The sequence below is a fragment of the Streptomyces sp. NBC_00076 genome, assembly GCF_045041235.1.
In the GTDB taxonomy this organism is placed as follows: domain Bacteria; phylum Actinomycetota; class Actinomycetes; order Streptomycetales; family Streptomycetaceae; genus Streptomyces.
Window position 1 is genome coordinate 10,773,953 of record NZ_CP108242.1, and the last position, 22,527, is coordinate 10,796,479.

The 22,527-nt window shown below is 69.0% G+C and carries 21 protein-coding genes and 1 pseudogene; 12 read left to right on the forward strand and 10 right to left on the reverse strand.

Annotated features, from left to right (window positions below; translation table 11 throughout):
- Positions 1-139 precede the first annotated feature (139 nt).
- Positions 140-700, reverse strand: coding sequence for a DUF5134 domain-containing protein (locus OHA64_RS48325; RefSeq protein ID WP_405623733.1), 561 nt, complete (start codon positions 698-700; stop codon positions 140-142).
- A gap of 61 nt (positions 701-761) precedes the next feature.
- On the reverse strand, positions 762-1,205 hold the full coding sequence (locus OHA64_RS48330) for a cupin domain-containing protein (RefSeq protein WP_405623734.1): 444 nt from the start codon (positions 1,203-1,205) through the stop codon (positions 762-764).
- Between the two features lie 221 nt (positions 1,206-1,426).
- On the opposite strand from OHA64_RS48330, the gene OHA64_RS48335 reads away from it, so the two are divergent.
- The 8 genes from OHA64_RS48335 to OHA64_RS48370 all read left to right on the forward strand — a co-directional run bounded on the left by OHA64_RS48335 (position 1,427) and on the right by OHA64_RS48370 (position 10,221).
- Positions 1,427-2,167: an SDR family oxidoreductase gene (locus OHA64_RS48335; protein WP_405623735.1), complete on the forward strand. Its 741-nt coding sequence runs from the start codon at positions 1,427-1,429 to the stop codon at positions 2,165-2,167.
- 51 nt (positions 2,168-2,218) lie between these two features.
- Positions 2,219-4,870 (forward strand): pyruvate dehydrogenase (acetyl-transferring), homodimeric type, encoded by a 2,652-nt coding sequence (gene aceE / locus OHA64_RS48340; protein ID WP_405623736.1) that lies wholly within the window; start codon positions 2,219-2,221, stop codon positions 4,868-4,870.
- The gene (locus tag OHA64_RS48345; protein WP_405623737.1) at positions 4,867-5,634 is read left to right on the forward strand and encodes a methyltransferase; all 768 of its coding nucleotides are present in this window, start codon (positions 4,867-4,869) and stop codon (positions 5,632-5,634) included. The genes aceE and OHA64_RS48345 overlap by 4 nt, the downstream gene beginning before the upstream one ends.
- A 90-nt stretch (positions 5,635-5,724) precedes the next feature.
- Positions 5,725-6,675 (forward strand): RNA polymerase sigma-70 factor, encoded by a 951-nt coding sequence (locus tag OHA64_RS48350; protein ID WP_405623738.1) that lies wholly within the window; start codon positions 5,725-5,727, stop codon positions 6,673-6,675.
- 151 nt (positions 6,676-6,826) lie between these two features.
- Positions 6,827-7,324 carry an Ohr family peroxiredoxin gene (locus tag OHA64_RS48355; RefSeq protein ID WP_405623739.1) on the forward strand — a complete coding sequence of 166 codons (498 nt, stop codon included), beginning with the start codon at positions 6,827-6,829 and terminating at the stop codon, positions 7,322-7,324.
- Positions 7,325-7,430: 106 nt separating this feature from the next.
- Positions 7,431-9,131 carry an FAD-dependent oxidoreductase gene (locus tag OHA64_RS48360; protein WP_405624426.1) on the forward strand — a complete coding sequence of 567 codons (1,701 nt, stop codon included), beginning with the start codon at positions 7,431-7,433 and terminating at the stop codon, positions 9,129-9,131.
- A 74-nt stretch (positions 9,132-9,205) separates the two neighbouring features.
- Positions 9,206-9,952, forward strand: coding sequence for an SDR family oxidoreductase (locus OHA64_RS48365; protein ID WP_405623740.1), 747 nt, complete (start codon positions 9,206-9,208; stop codon positions 9,950-9,952).
- Positions 9,953-10,047: 95 nt separating this feature from the next.
- Positions 10,048-10,221 (forward strand): hypothetical protein, encoded by a 174-nt coding sequence (locus OHA64_RS48370; protein ID WP_405623741.1) that lies wholly within the window; start codon positions 10,048-10,050, stop codon positions 10,219-10,221.
- Between the two features lie 145 nt (positions 10,222-10,366).
- Here the strand turns inward: OHA64_RS48370 and OHA64_RS48375 are convergent, their stop codons facing one another.
- Entirely contained in the window at positions 10,367-11,035 is a 669-nt protein-coding gene (locus OHA64_RS48375; RefSeq protein ID WP_405623742.1) for a sigma-70 family RNA polymerase sigma factor, read from the reverse strand.
- 311 nt (positions 11,036-11,346) lie between these two features.
- On the opposite strand from OHA64_RS48375, the gene OHA64_RS48380 reads away from it, so the two are divergent.
- The gene (locus tag OHA64_RS48380) at positions 11,347-14,118 is read left to right on the forward strand and encodes an AAA family ATPase (RefSeq protein WP_405623743.1); all 2,772 of its coding nucleotides are present in this window, start codon (positions 11,347-11,349) and stop codon (positions 14,116-14,118) included.
- Here the strand turns inward: OHA64_RS48380 and OHA64_RS48385 are convergent.
- The gene (locus OHA64_RS48385) at positions 14,115-15,713 is read right to left on the reverse strand and encodes a cytochrome bc complex cytochrome b subunit (protein WP_405623744.1); all 1,599 of its coding nucleotides are present in this window, start codon (positions 15,711-15,713) and stop codon (positions 14,115-14,117) included. The two genes, OHA64_RS48380 and OHA64_RS48385, sit on opposite strands and share 4 nt — an antisense overlap.
- Complete coding sequence (locus OHA64_RS48390; RefSeq protein ID WP_405623745.1) at positions 15,710-15,955, reverse strand: WhiB family transcriptional regulator; 246 nt, start codon at positions 15,953-15,955, stop codon at positions 15,710-15,712. Before OHA64_RS48390 ends, OHA64_RS48385 begins: the two co-directional genes overlap by 4 nt.
- Before the next feature lie 190 nt (positions 15,956-16,145).
- On the opposite strand from OHA64_RS48390, the gene OHA64_RS48395 reads away from it, so the two are divergent.
- The gene (locus OHA64_RS48395; RefSeq protein WP_405623746.1) at positions 16,146-17,027 is read left to right on the forward strand and encodes an RNA polymerase subunit sigma; all 882 of its coding nucleotides are present in this window, start codon (positions 16,146-16,148) and stop codon (positions 17,025-17,027) included.
- 25 nt (positions 17,028-17,052) lie between these two features.
- On the opposite strand, the gene OHA64_RS48400 is transcribed toward OHA64_RS48395, so the two are convergent.
- Complete coding sequence (locus tag OHA64_RS48400; RefSeq protein WP_405623747.1) at positions 17,053-17,988, reverse strand: RNA polymerase sigma-70 factor; 936 nt, start codon at positions 17,986-17,988, stop codon at positions 17,053-17,055.
- Positions 17,989-18,174: 186 nt separating this feature from the next.
- Between OHA64_RS48400 and OHA64_RS48405 the strand changes: the two genes are divergently transcribed.
- Entirely contained in the window at positions 18,175-18,636 is a 462-nt protein-coding gene (locus OHA64_RS48405) for a hypothetical protein (protein ID WP_405623748.1), read from the forward strand.
- Positions 18,637-18,691: 55 nt separating this feature from the next.
- Positions 18,692-19,626, forward strand: a pseudogene (locus OHA64_RS48410) (IS5 family transposase).
- A 29-nt stretch (positions 19,627-19,655) separates the two neighbouring features.
- Here the strand turns inward: OHA64_RS48410 and OHA64_RS48415 are convergent.
- The 4 genes from OHA64_RS48415 to OHA64_RS48430 all read right to left on the reverse strand — a co-directional run bounded on the left by OHA64_RS48415 (position 19,656) and on the right by OHA64_RS48430 (position 22,399).
- Positions 19,656-19,997: a hypothetical protein gene (locus tag OHA64_RS48415; protein ID WP_405623749.1), complete on the reverse strand. Its 342-nt coding sequence runs from the start codon at positions 19,995-19,997 to the stop codon at positions 19,656-19,658.
- A gap of 35 nt (positions 19,998-20,032) precedes the next feature.
- The gene (locus OHA64_RS48420) at positions 20,033-21,388 is read right to left on the reverse strand and encodes an NAD(P)/FAD-dependent oxidoreductase (RefSeq protein ID WP_405623750.1); all 1,356 of its coding nucleotides are present in this window, start codon (positions 21,386-21,388) and stop codon (positions 20,033-20,035) included.
- Positions 21,389-21,459: 71 nt separating this feature from the next.
- Positions 21,460-21,861, reverse strand: a complete 402-nt coding sequence (locus tag OHA64_RS48425; RefSeq protein ID WP_405623751.1) for a DUF1003 domain-containing protein — start codon at positions 21,859-21,861, stop codon at positions 21,460-21,462.
- 82 nt (positions 21,862-21,943) lie between these two features.
- Positions 21,944-22,399 (reverse strand): SsgA family sporulation/cell division regulator, encoded by a 456-nt coding sequence (locus OHA64_RS48430; RefSeq protein ID WP_405623752.1) that lies wholly within the window; start codon positions 22,397-22,399, stop codon positions 21,944-21,946.
- Between the last annotated feature and the right edge of the window lie 128 nt (positions 22,400-22,527).

Here is a 22,527-nt window from a genome sequence, read left to right on the forward strand (position 1 = left end):
GCCAAGCTGTAAAGTAGAGAGTGTCATCGACGTCCCGGGACAACCCGCTTGGAGCCGGACCGGCACCCGCAGTTCGGAAAGCTCAGCAGGAGGCGACCGGGCTGTAACAGACACGTAGATTGTCCAGTGCCATCCGGTGTCAGTGGTGCATGAGCAGCATGATGGCCGTGCCCATGGCCGTCGATCCGTGCCAGAAGCGGTCGCAAGGGCCGCCGATGCCGATGGAGACGCGTACGTCGCCCGCCGCTTCGCGCAGTCTGGGCATGTCCCGGGTCAGCGACCGGAGAGCGTAGGCCAGCAGACACAGCGTCAGTACGCCGGTGACCATGTCGCCGGTGTGCGCGTCCGTGACACTGCCGTGCCGCACCGGCATCCATGCCATGGCGACCATGCCGACCGCGTGGGGCGACCTGTGTACGAGGCCGGCCAGTCTGGGGCCACGGAGACTGAGGACCGCGGTCAGCGGGAACCACAGTGCCGCGGCGACGAAGAAGAAGGTCGTCCGTCCCGGTGGCGGCCCATCGTCGATCTGGTGCCACGGCATCACCGCCATGGCCGAAGCCATGACGGTGTGCAGGAGACTGTCGCCCAGGCCGCGCCATCCGGAGCCTCGTGTTAGCACGGCCCGCCGCGAGGTGTAGACGGCCGCAGCCGCGAACAGCGCCGTCAGCATGCCGTGCACGACATCAGTGGCGCTCATGCCCCACCACGCCCTCCCACGAAGCGGACGGGTCCCTTCACAACCGCCTTGTACGGGGCGGTCAGTCGGTGGGCCGCGGGGCGCGGAGGTGGGCCCGCTGGGCCAGTTCCTCCTCCTCGACCAGTTGCACCATGGGCTTGCCCGGCGCGCACAGCATGGTCACGACGAACCGGGTGCGCGCGTCGGACAGCGCGTTGCCGTCCTGGTAGTGGATCGCGTCGCCACCCGGTTCCCAGAACGTCCCGCCCGCCTCGATCACGCGCTCGGGCTCACCCTCGAGCTCGAAGCGGACGGCGCCCTCGAGGACGTAGCCGAACGCCGGTCCCGGGTGGCGGTGGGGCGGGGTTCCCGGGTCTCCAGCTTCCCACTCGACGAAGATGGTCATCGCCGACGCACCTTCTGCGACCGTGAGCGGATCGGTGTCCTGCAGCATCGTCGCCGCCGTCTTCCAACCTTCCGACTTGGTCCGCACTCCGGTCTCCTGCGCTGAGTCCTTGTCCGACATGTGTCGGCCTCCCTCGGGATCCACCTGGATTCACTGAGCCATGGCTGCCATGGCCTCTCCAGTGATGACCGGGCTCCACACGGATCTGTGACACTCGCGACCACACCAGTGTCACAACATTGGTCCGAGTCCTGTCCTAGGTGTTGTGAGGGACCGACATCACTGCCACCTCACGAAGCCATCAGCGGGGTCACCGACCCCTCGACGGGAAGGAGTCCGGAATGCGGGTCGTTGTAGCGGGAGCCACCGGTCTGATCGGTTCCAGGACGGTCGCCAGGCTTCGGGACCACGGTGTGGAGGTCGTGCGCCTGTCACACGGTGAGGGCGTCGACTTCACGACCCGGAAGGGCCTCGACGAGGCCATGCGCGGCGCCGATGTGGTGGTGGACGTCACCGACACGCCCTCCCGCGGGGAACTGGAGAGTCTGGAGTTCTTCGGCACGGCGACCCGCAACCTGCTGGAGGCCGCGGCGAAGGCGGGCGCCGTACATCACGTGATCCTGTCCATCGTGGGGGCCGACCATCTGCAGGCGGGCCACTTCCGTGCGAAGGCGCTGCAGGAGGAGCAGGTGCGGCGCTCGCCCATGCCCTACTCCATCGTGCGTGCCACGCCGTTCTTCGAGTCGGTGGAGTACATGTCGCGCGCGGCGACGTACGGGGACGTCGTCCATGTCGCGCCGGTCCTGATCCGTCCCGTGTCGACGGACGACGTCGCCGCCGCGGTCGCCCATGTCGCTGTCGGAATACCGCTGTTCGGAGTTCTGGAGGTCGCCGGTCCGGAGGAGCACCGCCTCGACGACCTCACCGCGAAGCTGCTGGCCGCGCGCGGCTACCTACGGGACGTGGTCCCCGACGCCCACACGCCGTTCTTCGGGGCGGTGCTCGGGCAGCGGGCGCTGCTGCCCGGGGCGGGCGCCCACCTGGGGCACGAAACCTTCTCCGAGTGGATCGCGCGGCGATGACGTCGTCGGCACGCACCGTCTCCCCGCGCCACGCCCTGACAGGAAACAGCCATGAGTGAGCTCGACCAACTACCCGACCGGGACACTGAAGAGACTGCCGAATGGCAGGCGTCGCTCGACGCGGTCGTGCGCAACGCTGGGCCGGAGCGGGCCGTGTATCTGCTGCGACGGGTGCACGAGTTCGCGGCCCGGTCCGGTGTGTCCCTGCCCGGGCTCCTGACCTCCGACTACATCAACACGATCCCGGCGTCGGCGCAGCCGGCCTTTCCCGGTGACGTCGCCATGGAGTCCAGGATCACCGCCTTGAACCGATGGAACGCGGCGGCGATGGTGACCCGCGGCTCCCGCTTCGGGCTCGGCGGCCACATCTCCACCTACGCTTCGGCCGCCTGGCTGTACGAGATCGGGTTCCACCACTTCTTCCAGGGCAAGGACGGGGCCGGCTCGGGCGACCAGCTGTACTTCCAGGGGCATGCCTCGCCCGGCATCTACGCCCGTGTGTTCCTCGAAGGGCGCCTGAGCGAGGCGCAGTTGGACGGTTTCCGGCGGGAGGCCGACGGCCACGGGCTGCCGTCGTACCCGCACCCCCGACGGCTGCCGTGGCTGTGGGAGTTCCCGACCGTGTCCATGGGCCTCGGCCCGCTCGCCGCCGTCTACCAAGCCCGGTTCAACCGCTACCTGCACGCCCGGGGCATCAAGGACACCTCCAGGTCGCGCGTGTGGGCCTTCCTCGGGGACGGCGAGACGGACGAGCCGGAATCGACGGCGGCACTGGCGCTCGCCGCCCGTGAGCGTCTCGACAACCTCACCTTCGTCGTCAACTGCAACCTGCAGCGTCTGGACGGGCCGGTGCGGCCGAACTCCAAGATCGTGCAGGAGCTCGAGGCCAGGTTCCGCGGTGCGGGCTGGAACGTGGTCAAGTCCCTCTGGGGCGAGGCTTGGGACCCGGTCCTGAAGCAGGACAGCACAGGCGCCCTGGTCCATCGCCTCGGCGAGGTGCCCGACGCCCAGCTGCAGACGTACGCCGCCCGGGACGCCACGTACATCCGCGAACACTTCTTCACGGGCCGTGCGCTCTCCGGTCTCGCCGCCGGGCTGAGCGACAGCCGGCTGACCGAGTTGTTCGAGAACTCCCGGGGCGGGCACGAACCGCTCAAGGTCTACGCCGCCTACCGGGCGGCCGTCGAGCACCGGGGCGCGCCGACGGTCGTCCTGGCGCAGACGGTGAAGGGGCACACGCTCGGCTCGGCCTTCGAGTCGCGCAACGCCAACCACCAGATGAAGAAGCTGACCATGGCGCAGTTCCGTGAGATGCGTGACCTGCTCGAACTCCCCATCCCCGACAGCGCGTTGAGCGGTGATCTGGTGCCGTACTGGCACCCGGGCGAGGACTCGGAGGAGGTGCGGTACCTGCGTGAGCGGCGGGCGGTGCTGGGCGGCCCGGCCCCGGTGCGCAGGGTGGTCCCGAAACCGCTGAGGCAGCCGCCTGCCCGCCCGTTCGAAACCTTGGAGAAGGGCTTCGGCCATCAGGAAGTGGCCACCACCATGGCCCTGGTCCGCCTGGTCAAGGACCTGATGCGCGACCAGGAGACGGGACCGCGCTGGGTGCCGATCATCCCGGACGAGGCCCGCACGTTCGGCATGGAGTCCCTCTTCCCGACGGCAGGGATCTACTCGATGGACGGCCAGACCTATGAACCGGTGGACGCGGACCAGCTGCTCTACTACCGGGAGGCCAGGAACGGCCAGTTGATCGACGAAGGCATCACCGAAGCCGGTTCCATGGCCGAGTTCACCGCCGCGGCGACCTCGTACGCCACCCACGGCGAGCCCATGATCCCGTTCTACATCTTCTACGCCATGTTCGGTTTCCAGCGCACCGGCGACCAGTTCTGGGCGCTCGCCGACCAGATGGGGCGCGGGTTCGTCATCGGGGCGACGGCAGGCCGTACGACCATGACGGGGGAGGGGCTCCAACACGCCGACGGTCACTCCCACTTGCTGGCCTCCACGAATCCCGCCGCCGTGTCCTACGACCCGGCGTTCGCGTACGAGATCGCGGTGATCGTGCGGGAGGGGCTGCGCCGCATGTACGGTGACCGGCCCGATGACGTCTTCTACTACCTGACGGTCTACAACGAACCCAAGGAACAGCCGGCGATGCCCGCCGGGCCCGGCGTCGAGGAAGGCATCCTGCGGGGCATCTACCGGTTCCGGCAGGCCGAGCCCGCCGGAACAGAACCACAGATCCAGCTGCTGGCCTCCGGTACGGCCATCCACTGGGCGCTGAGCGCCCAGGAGTTGCTGCTGTCCCAGTGGGGCGTTCACGCCGACGTCTGGTCGGTGACCTCCTGGACGGAACTGCGCCGCGACGCGCTGGACGCCGATCGGGCGCTGCTGCGGGGCGAGGAACGCGTCCCCTATGTGACGGCGGCGCTGGCGGACGCGCCAGGACCGGTGCTGGCGGTCAGCGACTGGATGCGGCAGGTGCCCGACCAGATCAGCCAGTGGGTCGGTCACAACTACTCGTCGCTGGGTACGGACGGGTTCGGGCTGTCGGACACCCGGGACGCCGTGCGGCGCTACTTCCGCGTGGACGCCGAGTCGATCGTCGTCGCTGCCCTGGACCGGCTGGCGCGCGCGGGCGCGGTCAGCCAAGAGGCGGTCGGGCAGGCACGCGAATGGTATGGGTGGCGCGGGTGACCGTCGTGAACCCGCCGTCGGCCGGTTCTCCCGGGCGGGAGCGCTGGGACGCTTATGCGATCAGTGCGGAGTTCTACGACGTTCTGCAGGCGGAGCGGGACGAGGTCCGGGTGCGCTCGCTCTACCGGGACGACGTTCGCAGGGCCCGGGTCGGTGTGCTGGACGTCGGCGCGGGCACTGGTCGTGTCACGCTGATGAGCCTCCTGGAGTCACGGGTCCCCGTGCACGCGGTGGAGCCCGCCCGGTCCATGCGTACCCCGCTGATGACGCGTCTGGCGTCCCTGGGCGCGGAGCTCACGACGCGGGTGACCGTGCACCCGCACCCGCTCGACGAGGCGGGGCTGCAGGGGGTCGCGGACGTGGCCGTGTGCCACAACACCGTGGCCTGTCTGCACCCGGCGTCGCGCCGGGCGCTGTGGCCGGCAGTCGCCGAGGCGCTCGTGCCCACGGGGGTGCTGCTCGTCCAGCTCCCACCGGCTCGCCTGCCCTCTCGCCGGACCACCCATGTGCTGCCGGTCCGGACGGTCGGCCGGCACGAGTACGGGGGCCGCATGGTGACGTCGGCCGACGAGGACCGGATCCGGGCACGGTTCGACTACTGGGTGCGCGGGGACGGGCGGGTGCTGCGCCGGCACGACGAGACGTTCTGGATGTGGCCGGCCTCCCGTGCGGAGATGATCGCGGAACTGAAGGAGGAAGGTTTCATCGCTCTGCCCGAACGGCCGGACCCGTCCGTACTGGGCGTGCGACTGGCGCGACCATGACATGCTCCGGCCCGTCGTCCTGACCCACCCGCCCCCGCCGTACCATGGGCAAGCGCTTGCGCGAACGGGTCGGAACTGAAGGGGGCACGCATGGGTACGAGGGACGGCGCGGACTCCCTGGACGACACACACTCCCTCGACGGTATGGACTCCCTCGACGAGGCGACGAAGGTGTTCATGGCGGAGCGGCCCCGGCTCTTCGGCATCGCCTACCGCGTGCTCGGCAGCACCGCGGAGGCCGAGGACGTCCTCCAGGAGGCGTGGCTGCGCTGGCAGCACACCGACCGTGGCGCGGTCCGCGAGCCCAAGGCGTTCCTCGCCACCGTCACCGCCCGGCTGGCGATCAACCTCGCCCAGTCCGCCAGGGTGCGGCGCGAGTCGTACACCGGTCCCTGGCTGCCCGAGCCGATCGACACGCGCGCCGATCCGCAGCTGGGCGCCGAGCGGGCCGAGGCGCTCGACCTGGCGGTCCTCTTCCTCCTGGAGAAGCTGAACCCCGTGGAACGGGCCGCCTATGTGCTGCGGCAAGCGTTCGACTACCCCTACCGGCAGATCGCGGACATGCTGGAGACCAGCGAGACCAACACGCGCCAGCTGGTGAGCCGCGCGCACAAACGCATCTCCTCGGAGCGCCGCAAGCCCGTCGACCCCACGGAGCACCGACGGCTGATGGAGGTGTTCCTCGCAGCGGCACAGACCGGGGATCTGGCCGTGCTGGAGGACATCCTCACGGAGGACGTGGTCAGCTACACCGACGGGAACGGGCTGCGCGGGGCGTCCCGGATTCCCGTCGTCGGCCTGGAACACGTCTCCAGGTACCTCGCCGCCTTCGGCCCGCGCTTCTGGCCGGACAAGGAGATCGACTGGGTCGAGGCCAACGGCGGGCCGGCCGCCCTCGTCTCGGCCGGCGGGACGGCCGTGGTGCTGCTGACCCTCGACATCTCGGAGCGCGGTATCGAGCGGGCCATGTGGGTCATGAATCCGGAGAAACTGGCGCGTTACGTGGCCTCTCGGGACGGCGACACCACGTTCTCCTCCTGACCGAGGCCGCGCGCGTCACAAGAGCGGGTACTGGTCGGTCTTCCAGTCATCCGGTTCTCCGGTGCCCCAGGACGCCACGACGCAAAGGTGCGCTCACGATGACTTGTAGCCCAGTTGATCCGGCACGTCGCAGCATCGCGGGAGTGACGCGGTGACCGAGCCGATGCAGCCGCCCGACCTGTCCACCGAGAACGACTTCGACGGGAACTCCTTCGCTCCCCTCTACACCACGACGGTGACCGTGACCGGCGGGACGGCGTCCCACGGGAGAGCCTCGGGGAGGGCGCGCTCTGACGACGGAATCCTCGACCTCGACCTGCGCCTGCCCGCCGAACTGGGCGGCGACGGCCGGGGAACCAATCCCGAGCAGTTGTTCGCCGCCGGGTTCGCGGCCTGCTTCCACGGCGCGCTGAGCCTCGTCGCACGACAGGCCGCGCTCGACCCCGCCGCGATATCCGTCGAGGCGACCGTGGCGTTCGGCCGCAGTCCGCAGGACGGCGGATACGTCCTGCACATCGACCTGGTCGTCAGCTGGCCGGGCGTCACCCCCGAGGTCGCCACCCCGCTCCTGCAGCGCGCCGACGCACTGTGCCCCTACGCGAGGATGGCCTGGCACGGCACACCGACCACCATCACGCTGGCCTCCTGAAGCCACGGCCGTGGTGTCACAGATCGCGGGACTGCCCGGTCGTACTGGATGAAGACCCCAGCGAACGGAGTGGACCGTGGCAGTCACCGAACAACGTCTTGCCACCATGGTGCTGGTGATCGGCACCGGAGGTGCCGGCCTGCGCGCGGCGATCGAACTGGCCGAGGCCGGCATCGACGTCCTCGCCGTCGGCAAGCGCCCGAAGGAGGACGCCCATACGGCACTGGCGGCCGGCGGCATCAACGCGGCGCTGGCCACCATGGACCCCGAGGACAGCTGGCAGCAGCACGCCGCCGACACCCTCAAGGAGAGCTACCTCCTCGCCGATCCCCGCACCGTGGAGATCGTCACCCAGGGCGCCGCCCGGGGCATCGACGACCTGGAGCGCTACGGCATGGCCTTCGCCCGCGAGGAGGACGGCCGGATCTCGCAGCGCTTCTTCGGCGCGCACAAGTTCCGCAGGACCGCCTTCGCCGGTGACTACACCGGCCTGGAGATCCAGCGCACACTGATCAGGCGCGCGGAGCAGCTCGACATCCCGGTGCTGGAAGGGGTGTACATCACCCGGCTGCTGGTGCACGAGGGCGCCGTGTTCGGGGCGTACGGCTTCGACCTCACCACCGGCAGGCGCTACCTGATCCACGCCGACGCCGTGATCCTCGCGGCGGGCGGCCACACCCGCATCTGGCGGCGCACCTCCTCGCGGCGCGACGAGAACACGGGGGACTCCTTCCGCCTGGCCGTGGAGGCCGGGGCCAGGCTGCGCGACGCCGAGCTGGTCCAGTTCCACCCCTCCGGCATCATCGAACCGGAGAACGCCGCCGGCACCCTGGTCAGCGAGGCCGCCCGCGGCGAGGGCGGCATCCTGCGCAACGCGCTCGGGGAACGCTTCATGGCCCGCTACGACCCCGAGCGCATGGAGCTGTCCACCCGCGACCGCGTGGCCCTGGCCGCGTACACGGAGATCAAGGAAGGCCGGGGCACGCCCAAGGGAGGTGTGTGGCTCGACGTCTCGCACCTGCCCCGGCAGACGATCATGACGCGTCTGCCCCGCGTCTACCAGACCCTGCTGGACCTGCAGATGCTCGACATCACCCGCGAACCGATCGAGATCGCGCCCACCGCGCACTACTCGATGGGCGGGGTGTGGGTGCGCCCGGAGGACCACAGCACCGACGTACGCGGCCTGTACGCCATCGGCGAGGCGTCGAGCGGGCTGCACGGCGCCAACCGCCTCGGCGGCAACAGCCTCATCGAGCTGTTGGTGTTCGGCCGCCTCACCGGTCAGGCGGCCGCGGCGTATTCGCAGTCCCTCGAGGCGCAGCCGCGGTCGGAGTCGGCCATCGCGCAGGCCCGCGCGGAGATCGATGAACTGCTCGCCGCCGACGGCCCGGAGAACGTCCGTGCCCTGCAACGCGCCATCCGCGACACCATGACCGAGCACGCGGGAGTCGTACGCGACGAGGACGGCCTGTGCGCCGGACTGGCGGAACTCGCGGTGATCGAGAAGCGCATGGATGCCGTCGGCATCCACCCGGACATCGCGGGCTATCAGGACCTCGCACACGCCTTCGATCTCAAGTCCGCCGCGCTGGCGGCCCGGGCCACCCTCGAATCGGCGCTGGAGCGCCGGGAGACGCGTGGCTGTCACAACCGCAGCGACTACCCCGGCCTGGATTCCGCTCTGCAGGTGAATCTCGTGTGGTCCCCGACGACGGGCGTCACCCGCGAGAGCATTCCGGCCCTCCCCGACGAGATTTCCTCCCTGATTGAGGAAGTCTCGACCACAGGCAAGCTCGTCGAATAGAAGGCGTCACAAACAGACCTGGTGCCCGGTCTCTACTGGTACAGGCATCAGGGAAAATCGAAAGGAATTCCATTATGAAGGTCGTAGTGATCGGTGGAACCGGGCTCATCGGCTCGAAGGTGGTCGCCGGGCTCGGCGCGCACGGACACGAGGCGGTCGCGGCGTCGCCCAACACCGGCGTCAACACGCTGACCGGTGAGGGCCTTGCCGAGGTCCTGCAGGGTGCGTCGGTGGTGGTCGACGTGTCGAACTCGCCCTCGTTCGAGGACGAGGCCGTCATGGAGTTCTTCCGCACCTCGACGACCAATCTGCTCAAGGCGGAGACCCAGGCCGGCGTGGCGCATCACGTGGCGCTGTCCGTGGTCGGCACCGACCGACTCCAGGGGAGCGGGTACTTCCGCGCCAAGCAGGTCCAGGAAGACCTGATCAAGACGTCCGGCAACCCCTACTCCATCGTCCACGCCACGCAGTTCTTCGAGTTCGCCAAGGGGCTCGCCGACGGTGTCACCCAGGGTGACACCGTGCACCTGCCCGACGCCAAGATCCAGCCCATCGTCTCCGACGACGTGGCCGCGGCCGTCGCCCGCACCGCGGTCGGCGCACCGGTGGGCGGCGTGGTGGAGGTCGCCGGTCCCGAGGCGTTCTCGCTGGAGGAGTTCATCCGCATGGGGCTGACCGCCCAGAACGACCCCCGCAAGATCGTCACGGATCCGCAGGCGACGTACTGGGGCGCCCCGCTGCAGGAGAACACGCTCCTGCCCGGCCCGGAAGCGCACATCGCGGAGACCCGGTTCGCCGACTGGCTTACCCGGCAGAAGTAAATTCCCGAGGTGGCCCTCACCGAAAAGAGAGGGCCACCTCGTTCTTTCCGCCAGGAATGGCTCGTGCTGCTCACACGCAAAGTCATGGAGACACGATGTCCCTGATCGATGAGGACCGCGTCGACCTCGCAGCGACATTCGAATCGCTGACCGCCGAAGCCGCCGCGCTTCGTACCCGGGTCACGGAACTGCGCCAGGAACTCGTGGCCCTCGGCGAGCGCATGAACGTCATTTCAACGGCGCTGAACCAGCATGGGCCCGGCCGCTGATCTCCTGAACAAGCGTGCGGCAGGACGCGCCGACGCGGGGTGCGCGTCGGCGCCGCCGAGTCATGGCGACGGGCTGAGCCCAGGTACGTCTCCATCGACGAGAGCGTCCGCCCCCGGCCAGACCCGCTGACACCTGCCGCGGTGGTCACCGCCGACCGCCTGTATCGGTCGACAGCACCCTTTCCAGGTGCCCGAGGTCACCGGTCTGGGCCGCCGAGAAGAACGCCTGAACGAGACGCCGGTGCGCGACGGCGTCGACCTGTTGCTTGGGATGGTCCCCGTTGAGGCGCCGCTGGGCGCGTGCCACCTGCTGCCTCGCGTTGACGACGCTGAGGTGCAGGATCTCGGCGATCCGGTCGTACGGGCAGCCGAAGCCCTCTCGCAGGACGTATGCGGCGCGTTGCCTCGGAGTCAGGGTTTCCATCAGCAGGAGAACCGCTCGCTCGACGGCATCCTGTCGCTCGGCCACCTCCTCGGGGCCCGCGCGGTGGTCCACCCGCTCCGGGAGCGAGGGGCTGTCACAGGACTCCCGGCGCTTCCAGGCGGACTGGACGACGTTGATGGCCAGCCGGACGGTGGTCGTCCTGAGCAGTGCCGGCGGATTGTAGACGGCCGCGCGGTCGGCGTCCTGCCACCGCAGCCACGTCTCCTGGATGACGTCCTCGGCTTCGTGCGCGTTTCCGAGGATGTGCCTGGCGAGGGTGAGCAGGCCCGGCCTGGCCTGCACGAACACCCAGGTCGCGTCGTCCAGCGCGATGACGGATGTGCCCGCCGTCTCCTGGCTCTGTCCGGTCTCGGTCAGACGTGTGTCCATGTCCGGCTCCTCTGCTCCGTGGGTCAGCAGCTCGAAGAGCAGCCGGCACCAATGTCGCGCCCGAGGACAGCCCGGCGCGCCCTTGGAAGGCCGTAGGGGACTGCGTGGTCGTGCCGTAGGAGGTCCGTGGCCGGCTCCGGACCGTCGTTCCGGTCGCCACTCGATCCGCCACGTTCGCCCGAAGTCGGAAGTTCTCCGCTTTCGCAGCCGTTTACGATGGATCAGGCTCGCCTCGGTCGCACCACGGCCGCAGTGATCCGGCTACGCGCCGGCCGACGCGCCGCCTTGAGGATCTGACGTGGGAGGCTGCCATGACGAGCCGCGATTCCGGAAACGGACTCCTCGGCAGGCGCACCGAGCGTCAGGCCCTCGACGACCTCGTGGCGGGTGCCAGGGACGGGCACAGCGGAGTCCTGGTCCTTCGGGGTGAGGCGGGGATCGGGAAAACCGAGCTGCTGAAGTACCTGCTGGGCCGCGCCACCGGATGCCGTACCGTAGGCGCAGCCGGCGTCCAGTCCGAGATGGAGCTCTCCTACGCCGGCCTGCACCAGCTCTGCGCACCGCTGCTGTCGGGACTCGACAACCTTCCGGAGCCTCAGCGCGACGCACTGCGCACGGCGTTCGGGCTGCACGGCGGAGCCGCGCCCGATCGGTTCCTGGTGGGGCTGGCCACGCTGAGCCTCCTCTCCGACGCTGCCGGGAGCGAGCCGCTGATCTGCGTCATCGACGACGCGCAGTGGCTGGACCGCGTCTCGGCACAAACCTTGGAGTTCGTCGCCCGCAGGCTGCTCGCGGAATCGGTGGTGCTCGCCGTCGCCGTGCGCGAGCCGACCACCGGTGAGATGTTCACCGGCCTCCCCGGGCTGCCCGTGACCGGGCTGTTCGAGGAAGACTCCCGAAAGCTTCTCGCCTCGGTCGTCACCGGCCCGCTGGATCACAGGGTGCGGGATCGCATTGTCGCCGAGACCCGCGGCAACCCACTCGCTCTGCTCGAACTGCCGCACACGCTCACGGTGTTGGACCTGACCGAACCTTTCGGGCGCACCGGCACGGGGCCTGTGGCGAACCGGCTGGAGCAGGACTTCCTCCGCCGCGTGCAGGCGCTGCCGGCCGAGACGCAACGCCTGCTGGTCCTGGCCGCTGCCGAGCCGGTCGGTGACGTGACGCTGCTCAGGCGCGCAGCCGAGCGGCTGGGAATCGCCGTGGACGCGGCCGCGGCGGACGCCGAGGCGTCGAGATTGCTCACCCTCGGCGCCTGGGCGCGCTTCCGTCACCCGCTGGTGCGTTCGGCGGCCTATCGCGCGGCAGGCCCGGCCGACCTGCGCGAGGTGCACAGAGCCCTGGCGGACGTGACCGACGCCCGGCTCGATCCGGACCGTCGGGCGTGGCATCTGGCGCGTGCGACGGCGGGACCCGACGAGGCGGTGGCCGCGGAACTGGAGCTGTCGGCCGACCGGGCGCAGGCGCGTGGCGGAGTCGCCGCGGCGGCGGCCTTCCTCGACCGGGCCGCCCAGCTGACGCCCGACCCCACGCGTCGTGGAGCCAGGGCGCTCGCGGCGGCACAGGCCAAGTACCAGGCCGGCGCTTTCGACGCCGCGCGGGAACTGGCGGGGGCGGCCGAGCTGGGCCCCCTCGACGCCCTCGCAGCCGCACGGTCGACCCTGCTGCGCGGTCGGATCATGACCGCGTCCAACAGCGCCGGCGCCGGCCTGCCCCTGCTGCTCGAAGCGGCCCGGCGACTTGAGCCGCTCGACGCCGGGCTCGCCCGTGAGACGTACCGGGACGCGATCTACGCGGCCCTCACCGCCGGCCGGCTGCCGCAGGGCAAGGGGATTCTCGAAGTCGCCCAGGCCATTCTCGCGACGCCCACGCCCGCCGAACCGACACGCGACGATCTCCTTCTGGACGGCCAGGCGCGGCTGACCACACAGGGTTATGCCGCGGGCGCGCCGATGCTGCTCCAGGCGCTGGCCGCGTTCCGCGCCGACGGGATCTCACCGAAGGAAGGGCTGGGCTGGCTCCCACTCGCATGCCGCCTGGCCCACAGCACATGGGACTTCGAGAGCTGGTCCGTCCTCTCGGCACGGCTGGTCGACCTCGCCCGCGAGACGGGAGCCCTGTCGGTGCTGCCGTCGGCACTGCTGCTCCGGCTGTCGAACCGGGCCTTCGCCGGCGATCTCGCCGGTGCCGGGGCACTGGTCGCGGAGGCGACGGCGATCGGTGAGGCGACCGGCAGCAGCTTCTTCGCGCACTACAGCGCGCTGGTCGTCGAGCCCTGGAAGGGCAGGGAAGCCACGACCCAACAGGCGATCGACGCGGTCACCCAGGATCTCCTCCTGCGCGGGGAAGGCAAGGTGGAGACCGCCACGCAGTGGGCCGCAGCGGTGCTCTACAACGGCCTCGGCAGATACGCGGAGGCCTATGCGGCCGCCCTGCGGGGCTGCGAGAATCCGCAGGAACTCGGTCTCTCCCTCCAGTCCACGGTCGAACTGGTCGAAGCGTCCGTACGGCTGGGCAAACCCGCGGACGCGGCCGCGGCGGTGCGCAGAATTAGCGACATGGCGCAGGCCGCCGGTACCGAGTGGGCTCTCGGCACCGCGTCCGGCGTCCGTGCTCTGGTGAGCCAAGGGCAGCAGGCCGATGCCCTGTACCGCGAGGCGATCGAACGGCTCGGCGGCACGGGGGTGCGGATGGACCTCGCCCGGACCCACCTGCTGTACGGGGAATGGCTGCGCCGCGAGAACCGCCGAGCCGACGCCCGTGCTCAACTGGGCATCGCGCACGACATGCTCAGCACCATCGGTGCCGGAGCGTTCGCCGAACGCGCGCGCCGCGAACTCCAGGCGACGGGGGCGACAGTCCGCAGGCATTCCGCCGCGACGCAGGCGGCCCTCACCCCCCAGGAGGAGCAGATCGCCCGCCTGGTCCGTGACGGTCTCACGAATCCCGAGATCGGCGCCCAGTTGTTCATCAGTCCCCACACGGTGGAATGGCACCTGCGGAAGGTGTTCTCGAAACTGGGCATCACCTCCCGCAAGGAGATCCGCACCATACGCCTCGCCGGCGAGGCAGCGTCGGCCTAGGCATGGTCCTCGGTGCGCTCCTTGTGCATCACCTGGTATTCCTGCGCGGTCGGCTTGGCGATCTGCGCTCCTTCTCCGTAGAGGATCTCGCTGAACCAGGAACGCAGCTGCCGGGCCAGGCGGAATGCGATCTTGAGGTTCTCCGTTTCATCTGCGCCGCCGGGACCGATCGGCTTGTACTGCTCGTGCTGGGTGAGGACGTGGAGTTGTTCCTGGCTGAGCGGCTCGTGCACCTCGACGAATTCACCGTTGGGCATGCGTTTGATGATGCCGGTCTCGCGTCCGTGCAGGACTTTGTCGCGGTCGCTGCGCTGAAGGCCGAGCGCCAGTCGTTTGGTCAGTGCATAGGTCGCGACGGGAACGACGAAGAGTCCGATGCGGACCGCCCAGGTCACCGACTCGACCGAGACATGGAAACGCACGGCGATGATGTCGTTCGCGGCGCCGATCAAGGACACCAGGTAGAAACTGAGCCATGCGACGCCCAGTGCCGTTCGTACGGGACGGTTACGTGGTCGGTCCAGAAGGTTCTGCTCGCGTGTGTCACCGGTCGCCCAGGACTCGATGAACGGATACGCGCCCAGGGCGAGGAAGAGGCCGACACCCACGGTCAACGGAATCAGGTTGTCGAGCGCCAGGGTATGACCCCAGAAGTTGACTTCCCAGCCCGGCATCACCCGAAGCAGTCCGTCCGCCACGCCCATGTACCAGTCGGGCTGCGAACCGGCCGAAACCTGGTCGGCACGGTAGGGCCCGTACTGCCAGACGGGATTGATCTGCGCGACTGCGGCCATGATGAAGATGGCACCGCTCACCAGCAGGAAATACCCGGAGGACTTGACGACGCGTACCTTGGCCGGCACTCCCACGACATTGCTGTTGGTACGTCCGCGGCCCGGGTACTGGGCATGCCCGTGGTAGAGCATCAGGGCCAGATGGGCGGTCAGTAGTCCCACCATGAGGCCGGGGAGGACCAGCACATGGATGGTGTTGAAGCGGGCTACCAGCTCGGTGCCGGGGAACTCGCCTCCGAAGAGGAACATCGACAGGTACGTTCCCACGATGGGAATGGACAGGATCGTTCCGTTCACCACGGCGAGGCCGGTACCGGACAGCAGGTCGTCCGGGAGGTCGTATCCCGTCAGCCCGGCGAACATGGCGAGGACCAACAGCAGGAATCCGATCAGCCAGTTCATTTCGCGCGGCTTGCGGAATGCGCCCGTGAAGAACACCCGCATCATGTGGGTGAGCAGGGCGGCGACGAACACCAACGCCGCCCAGTGATGGGCCTGCCGGATCAGCAGACCGCCGCGGACGTCGAAGGATATGTGCATGGTCGAGTCGAAGGCCTCCGACACCGTCTGGCCGCGCAGCGGTGCGTAACTTCCGTTGTACTGCACCTCCTTCATCGACGGATGGAAATAGAAGGTCAGATACACGCCCGTGACGACCAGAACGACGAAGCTGTAGAGACAGATTTCCCCCAGCATGAAGGACCAGTGGTCCGGAAAGACCCGTCGTGCTTTTTCCCTGACCAGACGGCGGACGCCCAAGCGCCCGTCGGCCCAGTCGGCGACCCTTTCGCCCGTGTTCATCTCACTGCCGCCCGGGTCCCGATTCCACGCATCGCTCGGCGTTCGCTTTCCGTCGTTCCGCCCCAGATACCGTCCACACGTCCCTCGCGCACGGCCCAGTCGAGACACTGCTCCGCGACGGGACAACGGCCGCAAATAGCCTTCGCCTCGTCGACCTGCCGAGTGTTGGGACCGATGGCGGATATGGGGAAGAAAAGCTCGGGATCTACGCGCAGGCAAGCTGCCCGTTCACGCCAATGCATGGCATGGTCACCTCGTTCAGTAGTCAACGGAAAAGAAGTGCGTCGCTGTCCTGTAGGACCGGGCAGCCCGCGCATGTGTGACACACGGCCGCGACGAGCCCGTGTCACACCATCCGGGAGTTCCCGGTCTTACGGGTGAGCCGACGCCCCGCCGCGTGCGGGGCAGCGCCAGTGAGAGCGAGGATGGCCCATGGACCAGAGCGATGCGGTGCCGATCGACGAGCTGTGGGAGGAGCGTCGGTTCCTGCTCGATGTCGCTCACTGGATGCTGGGCGACCCGGGCGCGGCGGAAAGCGTCGTCGACGAGGCCTATCACCGGTGGTACGGGCTGTCCGACGCAGCGCGTCGGCAGGTCACCGTCCCCCGGTCCTGGCTGGCGAAGACCGTGGGCGGGATCTGCCTGGACCGCCTCGCACGGCCCGGCCGGGGTGCCGCCGGCCCCGAGGAGGGGCACGGGGCACGGCCGTCGGAGGTGGAGGAGGAGGCCGGGCGGGTCGTGCTGAACGCGCTGGAGTCGCTGTCGACTGCCGAGCGCGCCGCGTTCGTGTTCCGTGCCTTCGGGATGGCCCCGGGCACGGTCGCCGACATCGTGGGCCGCACGGAGCCGGAGCTCGCCGAACTCGCCGAACGGGCCAGGCAGTGGCTGCGGCTGCGGCGCACCCGCTCCACGACACCGCGGCAGCATGACGCCGTCGCCCGCGCCGTATGCCGGGCGTGCATCTCCGGGGACGGGGAGTTGCTCACGTCGTTGCTGTGCCCGGACGCGACGGCGTTCTTCGACGGTGGCGGCAAGGTACGGGCGTTGACCGGACCGGTCCACGGCTGTCGGCCGGTCGCCGACAGCCTCTTGACGCTCCTGGCCCGAAGCGCGCACACCACCCTGACCACCCATTCCGTCAACGGCCGGACCGGCCTGGTCGCCAGCTATGGCCGCCGGGTCGCCGCTGTCATCAGCCTCGACGTCTCGGACGACCGTGTCGCCCAGGTCTGGGTCATGCTCAACCCCGACAAACTGCGGTCCTGGAACCAGCCCCCTGCCGACGGTGGCGCCGGCTCGGTCGATGGCCCGTGACAGCGAAGAGGAGTCACCGCAGCTGTCACACACTGTCCGGTGCGGCGCCGGGAGACATCGCGAAACGGGAACGCGATGCGACGAAGGCGGCGATCTTGCTCGGCTCGAACACCCACATCACCTGGTGAATGCCGTGCTTCGAGGCGGCCGCGGTCATGAAGGCGACCGTCCGGCCGTCCCGGTGGACCAGCACACCCGTAGCGCCGTTGGCATCGACCAGCTCGGGAATTGCCTCCCGCCACAACTGCCGATAGGCCGCGAGCCTGGCCACCCGTGCCCGGCCCCGCACAGGTATCCGGGCACAGCCCCGCATGCCGTTGCCGTCGGAGAGGCTGACGACGTCGGGCGCGAGCAGGGCTTCGAGGGATGCCACGTCTCCCGTTCTGGCCGCTGAGACGAAGGCGCCGAGGAGGCGTCGGTGTTCAGCCGCGTCCACGCTCTCCCGCCGCTCGTCCAGCAGGTGCCGACGAGCACGGCTGACTATCTTCCGCACATTGACGAGGCTGACTTCGAGCATGTCGGCGATCTCGGCGTAGGCGTAGTCGAACGCCTCGCGCAGTACATAGGCAGCGCGCTCGACGGGAGTCAGTTTCTCCAGCACCAGCAGCAGCGCCATCTCGACTGCCTCCGCGCGCTCGGCCCCGACCTCGGGGTCCGCGCCGGTGTCGACGGGTTCCGGCAGCCACGGTCCGATGTACGTCTCCCGACGCACGCGCGCCGACTGCGCGACGTTGATGGCGAGGCGGGTCGTGGCGCTCGAGAGGAAAGCCGCAGGACTCAGCACCACCGAGCGGTCGGTCTTCTGCCAGCGCAGCCATACCTCCTGGACCACGTCCTCGGCCTCGACCGTGCTGCCGAGCATGCGGTAGGCGATCCCGAAGAGCCGGTTGCGGTGGTGCACGAAGACGGCGACAGCGTCCTCAAGGTCGTCAGGTGTGGTGAGGGACGGTTCGACAGACATGATCCATTGCCTCCGTTGCTGCGGTTCATCCGCTGTATGGACCGCGACCGACGGGCGCTTGTGACAGGAATGGACGATGCTTTTTCACGGGCTCGCGAAATCCCACTGTTCGAGACACTGAGATGCCCTGTCTGACACTCGAACCACTGCATATGATGTCGACAAGGGTTGAGGAGGGGAGAACTCATGGTCTCCGCGAGCCGTACGGCACACAGCATCGAGGTCACCGCCGAGGGGCTTCAGGAGGAACTGGCCCGGCTGCAGTTCCAGAAGCAGGCGCTGGAAAGGGAGTTGGCGGCGGTCGTGGCACATCTCGGCTCCGTACAGCGGGCCCTCGGCGCACTCGAGAGCGCACTGGTCACTCCCCGCGCCGCTGCCCAAGTGGACGAGCACACCGTGCCCGGGGCTTCACAGACGGACACCGACTCGGACGCCGACAAGCAGTACGGAAAGCTCACCGAGCAGGTCATGTCGTACTTCGCCAAGGTCGGTGACGCGGAGGTGCGGGCCCGTGATGTCGCGGCGGCGCTCGGCCGTGACGCCGACAGCGGAAGCATCAACGCGGTCCGCAGCACGCTCGATCGCCTTGTCGCCTCCTCCCGCGTCCAGCGCGCTGGCCGGGGCCTGTACCGGACCGGGCGCTCCTAGGTGCTGTTTCTCGGATCTCCTGACGTGAGTGGGGTGTTGGGGTCAGGCTGGCTGTATGGGCCGTGGGGATTTGACGAATGCGGAGTGGGGTCGGCTGGAGTCGTTCTTACCCCGCGGTGGTGAGCGTGGGGGCCGGTGGAGTGATCACCGTCGGGTGATCAACGGGGTGTTGTACCGGGTGCGGACGGGTGTGCAGTGGCGGGACCTGCCGGAACGGTTCGGGCCGTGGGAGACGGTCTACAAACGGCATCGCCGCTGGTCGGCGGATGGAACGTGGAAGATGTTGCTGTCTCGCATTCAGGCCGCCGAGGATGCTGCGGGTGGGGTCGACTGGGACGTGTCAGTGGACTCGACAGCGGTGCGGGCCCACCAGCACGCAGCCGGCGCAAGGAAGGCCCCGCCGCCCGCGATGCCTCAAAAGGGGGCGGCCGGCCCAGGGACGAACCAGGCCGATTCGGTGCTGCGGAAACTGGCTGTCCGCCTGGAGGAGGTGGTCAGATCGGCGAGTGCCTGGGACGTTCCCGCGGCGGGTTCACCACCAAGATCCATCTCGTCGCCGACGGACGATGCCGGCCACTCGCCTTCGTCCTGACACCTGGACACTACGGTGACGGCCCCCAACTCGAGCACGTGCTGCGACAGATTTCCGTGCCCCGCCGCGGAGTCGGACGGCCTCGCACCCGGCCCGACCATGTCCTGGCAGACAAGGCCTACACCTCCCGCAGCAACCGCCTTTACCTGCGACGACGCGGGATCCAGCACACCATCCCCGAACGTCTGGACCAGAAAAGACACCGGCAGGCGCGAGGTTCCCGAGGCGGTAGGCCCACCGGATTCGACAGCGAGCGCTACAAGAAACGCAACACCGTCGAGCGGGCCATCAACCGCCTGAAGGGCTTTCGCGCCGTCGCCACACGCTATGAGAAACGCGCCTACATCTACCTCGGAACCGTCACCCTCGCGGCCCTCATGACCTGGCTCCGCACATGATCCGAGAAACAGCCCCTAGCGCTCGGCGATCACCGCGACGATCCGAGGATCACCACGACGCAGGCGATCATCGTCAGGGTGATCAGCGCCATGCCGGTGAGTGTTCCCCGCAGCCAGTGCCGGATCCTGAGGTGGTGTTGCGCTTCCATCGCCCCGACGCGCTCAGCGATGTGATCGGTCACCATGCGGGCTACGTCGTTCTGCTCGTCGACGTACCACTGTTCGATGTCCCGCTTCTGCTCGGGGGTGAGCCCCTCCACGCGCGCGGTGAATGCCGCCACGCGGCGGTGGGTTGCTCCCCTGTGAGCCTCCCGGTACAGGAAACCTTCGATGTTGGGCAGGCCGCGGGCGGCCTCCTCGCGTGCGGCCACGGCGTACCCCCTAGGGAAACGGGAACTCCACACAGTCATGGTGTGCTGCCTTCCTTCGCGCGGCCGGCGCTCGGGTTCTCTGTCCGCCCACCCGTGACGAAGGCGTCCCGCGGGTGCTGGACGGAGGCGAGAGACACGAGGTCACGGCCTGTCAGGGCTGCGGTGAGCCAGACCGCCAGAACGCGGATCTTGCGTTCCCAGCTGGGCACCGCGAGCACGTGATAACCACGGTGCATCAGCCACGCCGGGAATCCCCTGATGACGATGCCCTTGTACTGGAAGATGCCCCGGCCCAGCCCCAGGGTCGCCACCACGCCCAGACTGTCGTGGCGGTAGTTTCGGACCCGCCGTCCGCGCAGGTCGGCCACGATGTTCCCGGCGAGACGTCTGCCCTGTCGCACGGCGTGCTGGGCGTTCGGCACCGTGCGCGCACCCGGCACCGGCGAGGCCAGGTCGGGGATGGACGCGTCGTCGCCGGCGGCCCACACGTCAGGCACGGGCTCGGCGTCGGTGCCCACGCGCAGGTCGGCACGGGCCAGCAGCAGGCCGCGCTCGTCGAGGGGCAGGTCCGTGCGCTTGTGCAGGACCGGGTTCGCGGCGTTGCCGGCCGCCCAGACGATCAGCTCGGAGTCGTACTCCTCTCCGCTGGAGAGGACGACGTGGCCGTCCTCGGCGGACAGCAGCTGCGTGTTGAGATGGACATGTGCGCCGCGGCGTTCCAGGTGGCGTACAACCCAGGCTCCCGGCCTGTCGCTCACCTCGGGCAGGATGCGGCCACGGGCCTCGACAAGGTGGAAGGACAGGTCGTCGGTGCTCAGTTCCGGATAGGACCTGAGCATCGCGGACGCCAGCGACAGCAGTTCGCCGAAGCCCTCGACGCCGGAGAACCCGCCTCCCACGAACGTGACGGTGAGCAGCCTTTGCCGCTCGGGGCCGGCCGGCAGCGACGCGGCCTGGTCGAACGCGGTCATCAGCCGGTCACGGATCGCCACGGCCTCCTCCACGTGCTTGAGGCCGATCGCCTGCTGCGCGAGTCCGGGAATGGGGAAAGTGCGGGTCACCGCGCCGGCGGTGACCACGAGGACGTCGTAGCGCAGCTCGTAGGCGTCGCCGCGCACCGGGCGGACGGTCACCGTACGGTCCGCGTTACTGATCCCGGTCACGGTGCCGGAGACCAGCCGGGTGCCGCGCAGGTGCCGCCTCAGTGACACGACGGCGTGACGTGCCTCCACCGAACCGGCCGCCACCTCGGGCAGGAAGGGCTGATAGGTCATGTACGGGCGCGGGTCGACGACCGTGACCCGCGCCTCGCCCGAACGCAGCTTCTTCTGCAGGCCCCAGGCGGTGTAGAAGCCTGCGTAGCCGCCGCCGACGATCAGAATCTCTCGCATGACTCCCTCTGCTTCTTGTCCGTCACCATGTAGACCGCACAGGCGGGCCCGATGTGACATGCAACGGCGACTCAGGCCGTGGCGGTGGGTACCTGCTCGGCGTGCTCGCCCGCGTCCGTTTCACCCGCGGCCGCGGCGTTCACGGCCTTGTGGATCTCGACGGTGAGCGTATGGATGAGTTCCGTGAGTTCCGTGTTGTGACGCAGTTCGAGTTCCTGCGACAGGTAGTCGTGGTCGGCCTTCTTGCGCGTGAACTCGGCCTGCCGGTTCTGGCCGATCATCACGAACGCGGACAGGAAGATGGCCTCGAGCGAGACGATCAGTGTGAGCGTCTGCCACGGGCTGTCCTCCATCCAGACCATCCATGCCGCGAACAGGAGAACGTGGATGCAGACGAACCACATCGATCCGGCGAACCGGGTGATCCAGTCGGCGATCCGCAGCTGGACGTCCTCGGCGCGCTCCTTCTGCACCTCGAGGTAGGCAGGGTGCCGGCGCGCCGGGGACGGGGGACTCGACCTCGCAGGCCGCCGGCCCGTCCGGCTCGGACGGCCCCTACCGAAGCGACTCACCGGGGCCGCTCAGGAGTTGGCGGACGGCTCCGTCCACGTCCAGGTGGCACTCCTCGGTACCGGTGGGCACCACCGCGAGGGTTCGCCACAGAAAGGCCCTGAGGGCTCGCGCCGGGGCGGTCACCACGACCGCCTCCTGCTTCGGACACGGGCACAGCGCGATGTGTACCCTGTCCGCCCCCGGGTCCCGGCAGGGCCAGACCTGGACGTCGCCGACGCCGGTGAGCTTCTCCAGCCCGTCCAGGAGGAGATCGCGGCCGATCACCCAGTGCACGGTCGTGTCCGTGCGCATGTGGAACGTCAGGGACACCGCGTACGGATCGGCTCCGTCGTAGGACAGGTCAAGCATCACCGGCCGGTCCACCCCTTCGGTGACGACCAGACGGACAAGCATCCGGCACACCACCGGCGTACAACTGTCGAGTTCTCTCATCTGCATCACCGCTCGGTAGATCTGTGGGGTCAGGGAGATTCGGAGTTCACACGGTGTGATGCGTTCTGCGACACTCGTGTGATTCAGGGACATCACGATTCTGTGCGGCTCACGTGGGTTCGCACCATCAGTCA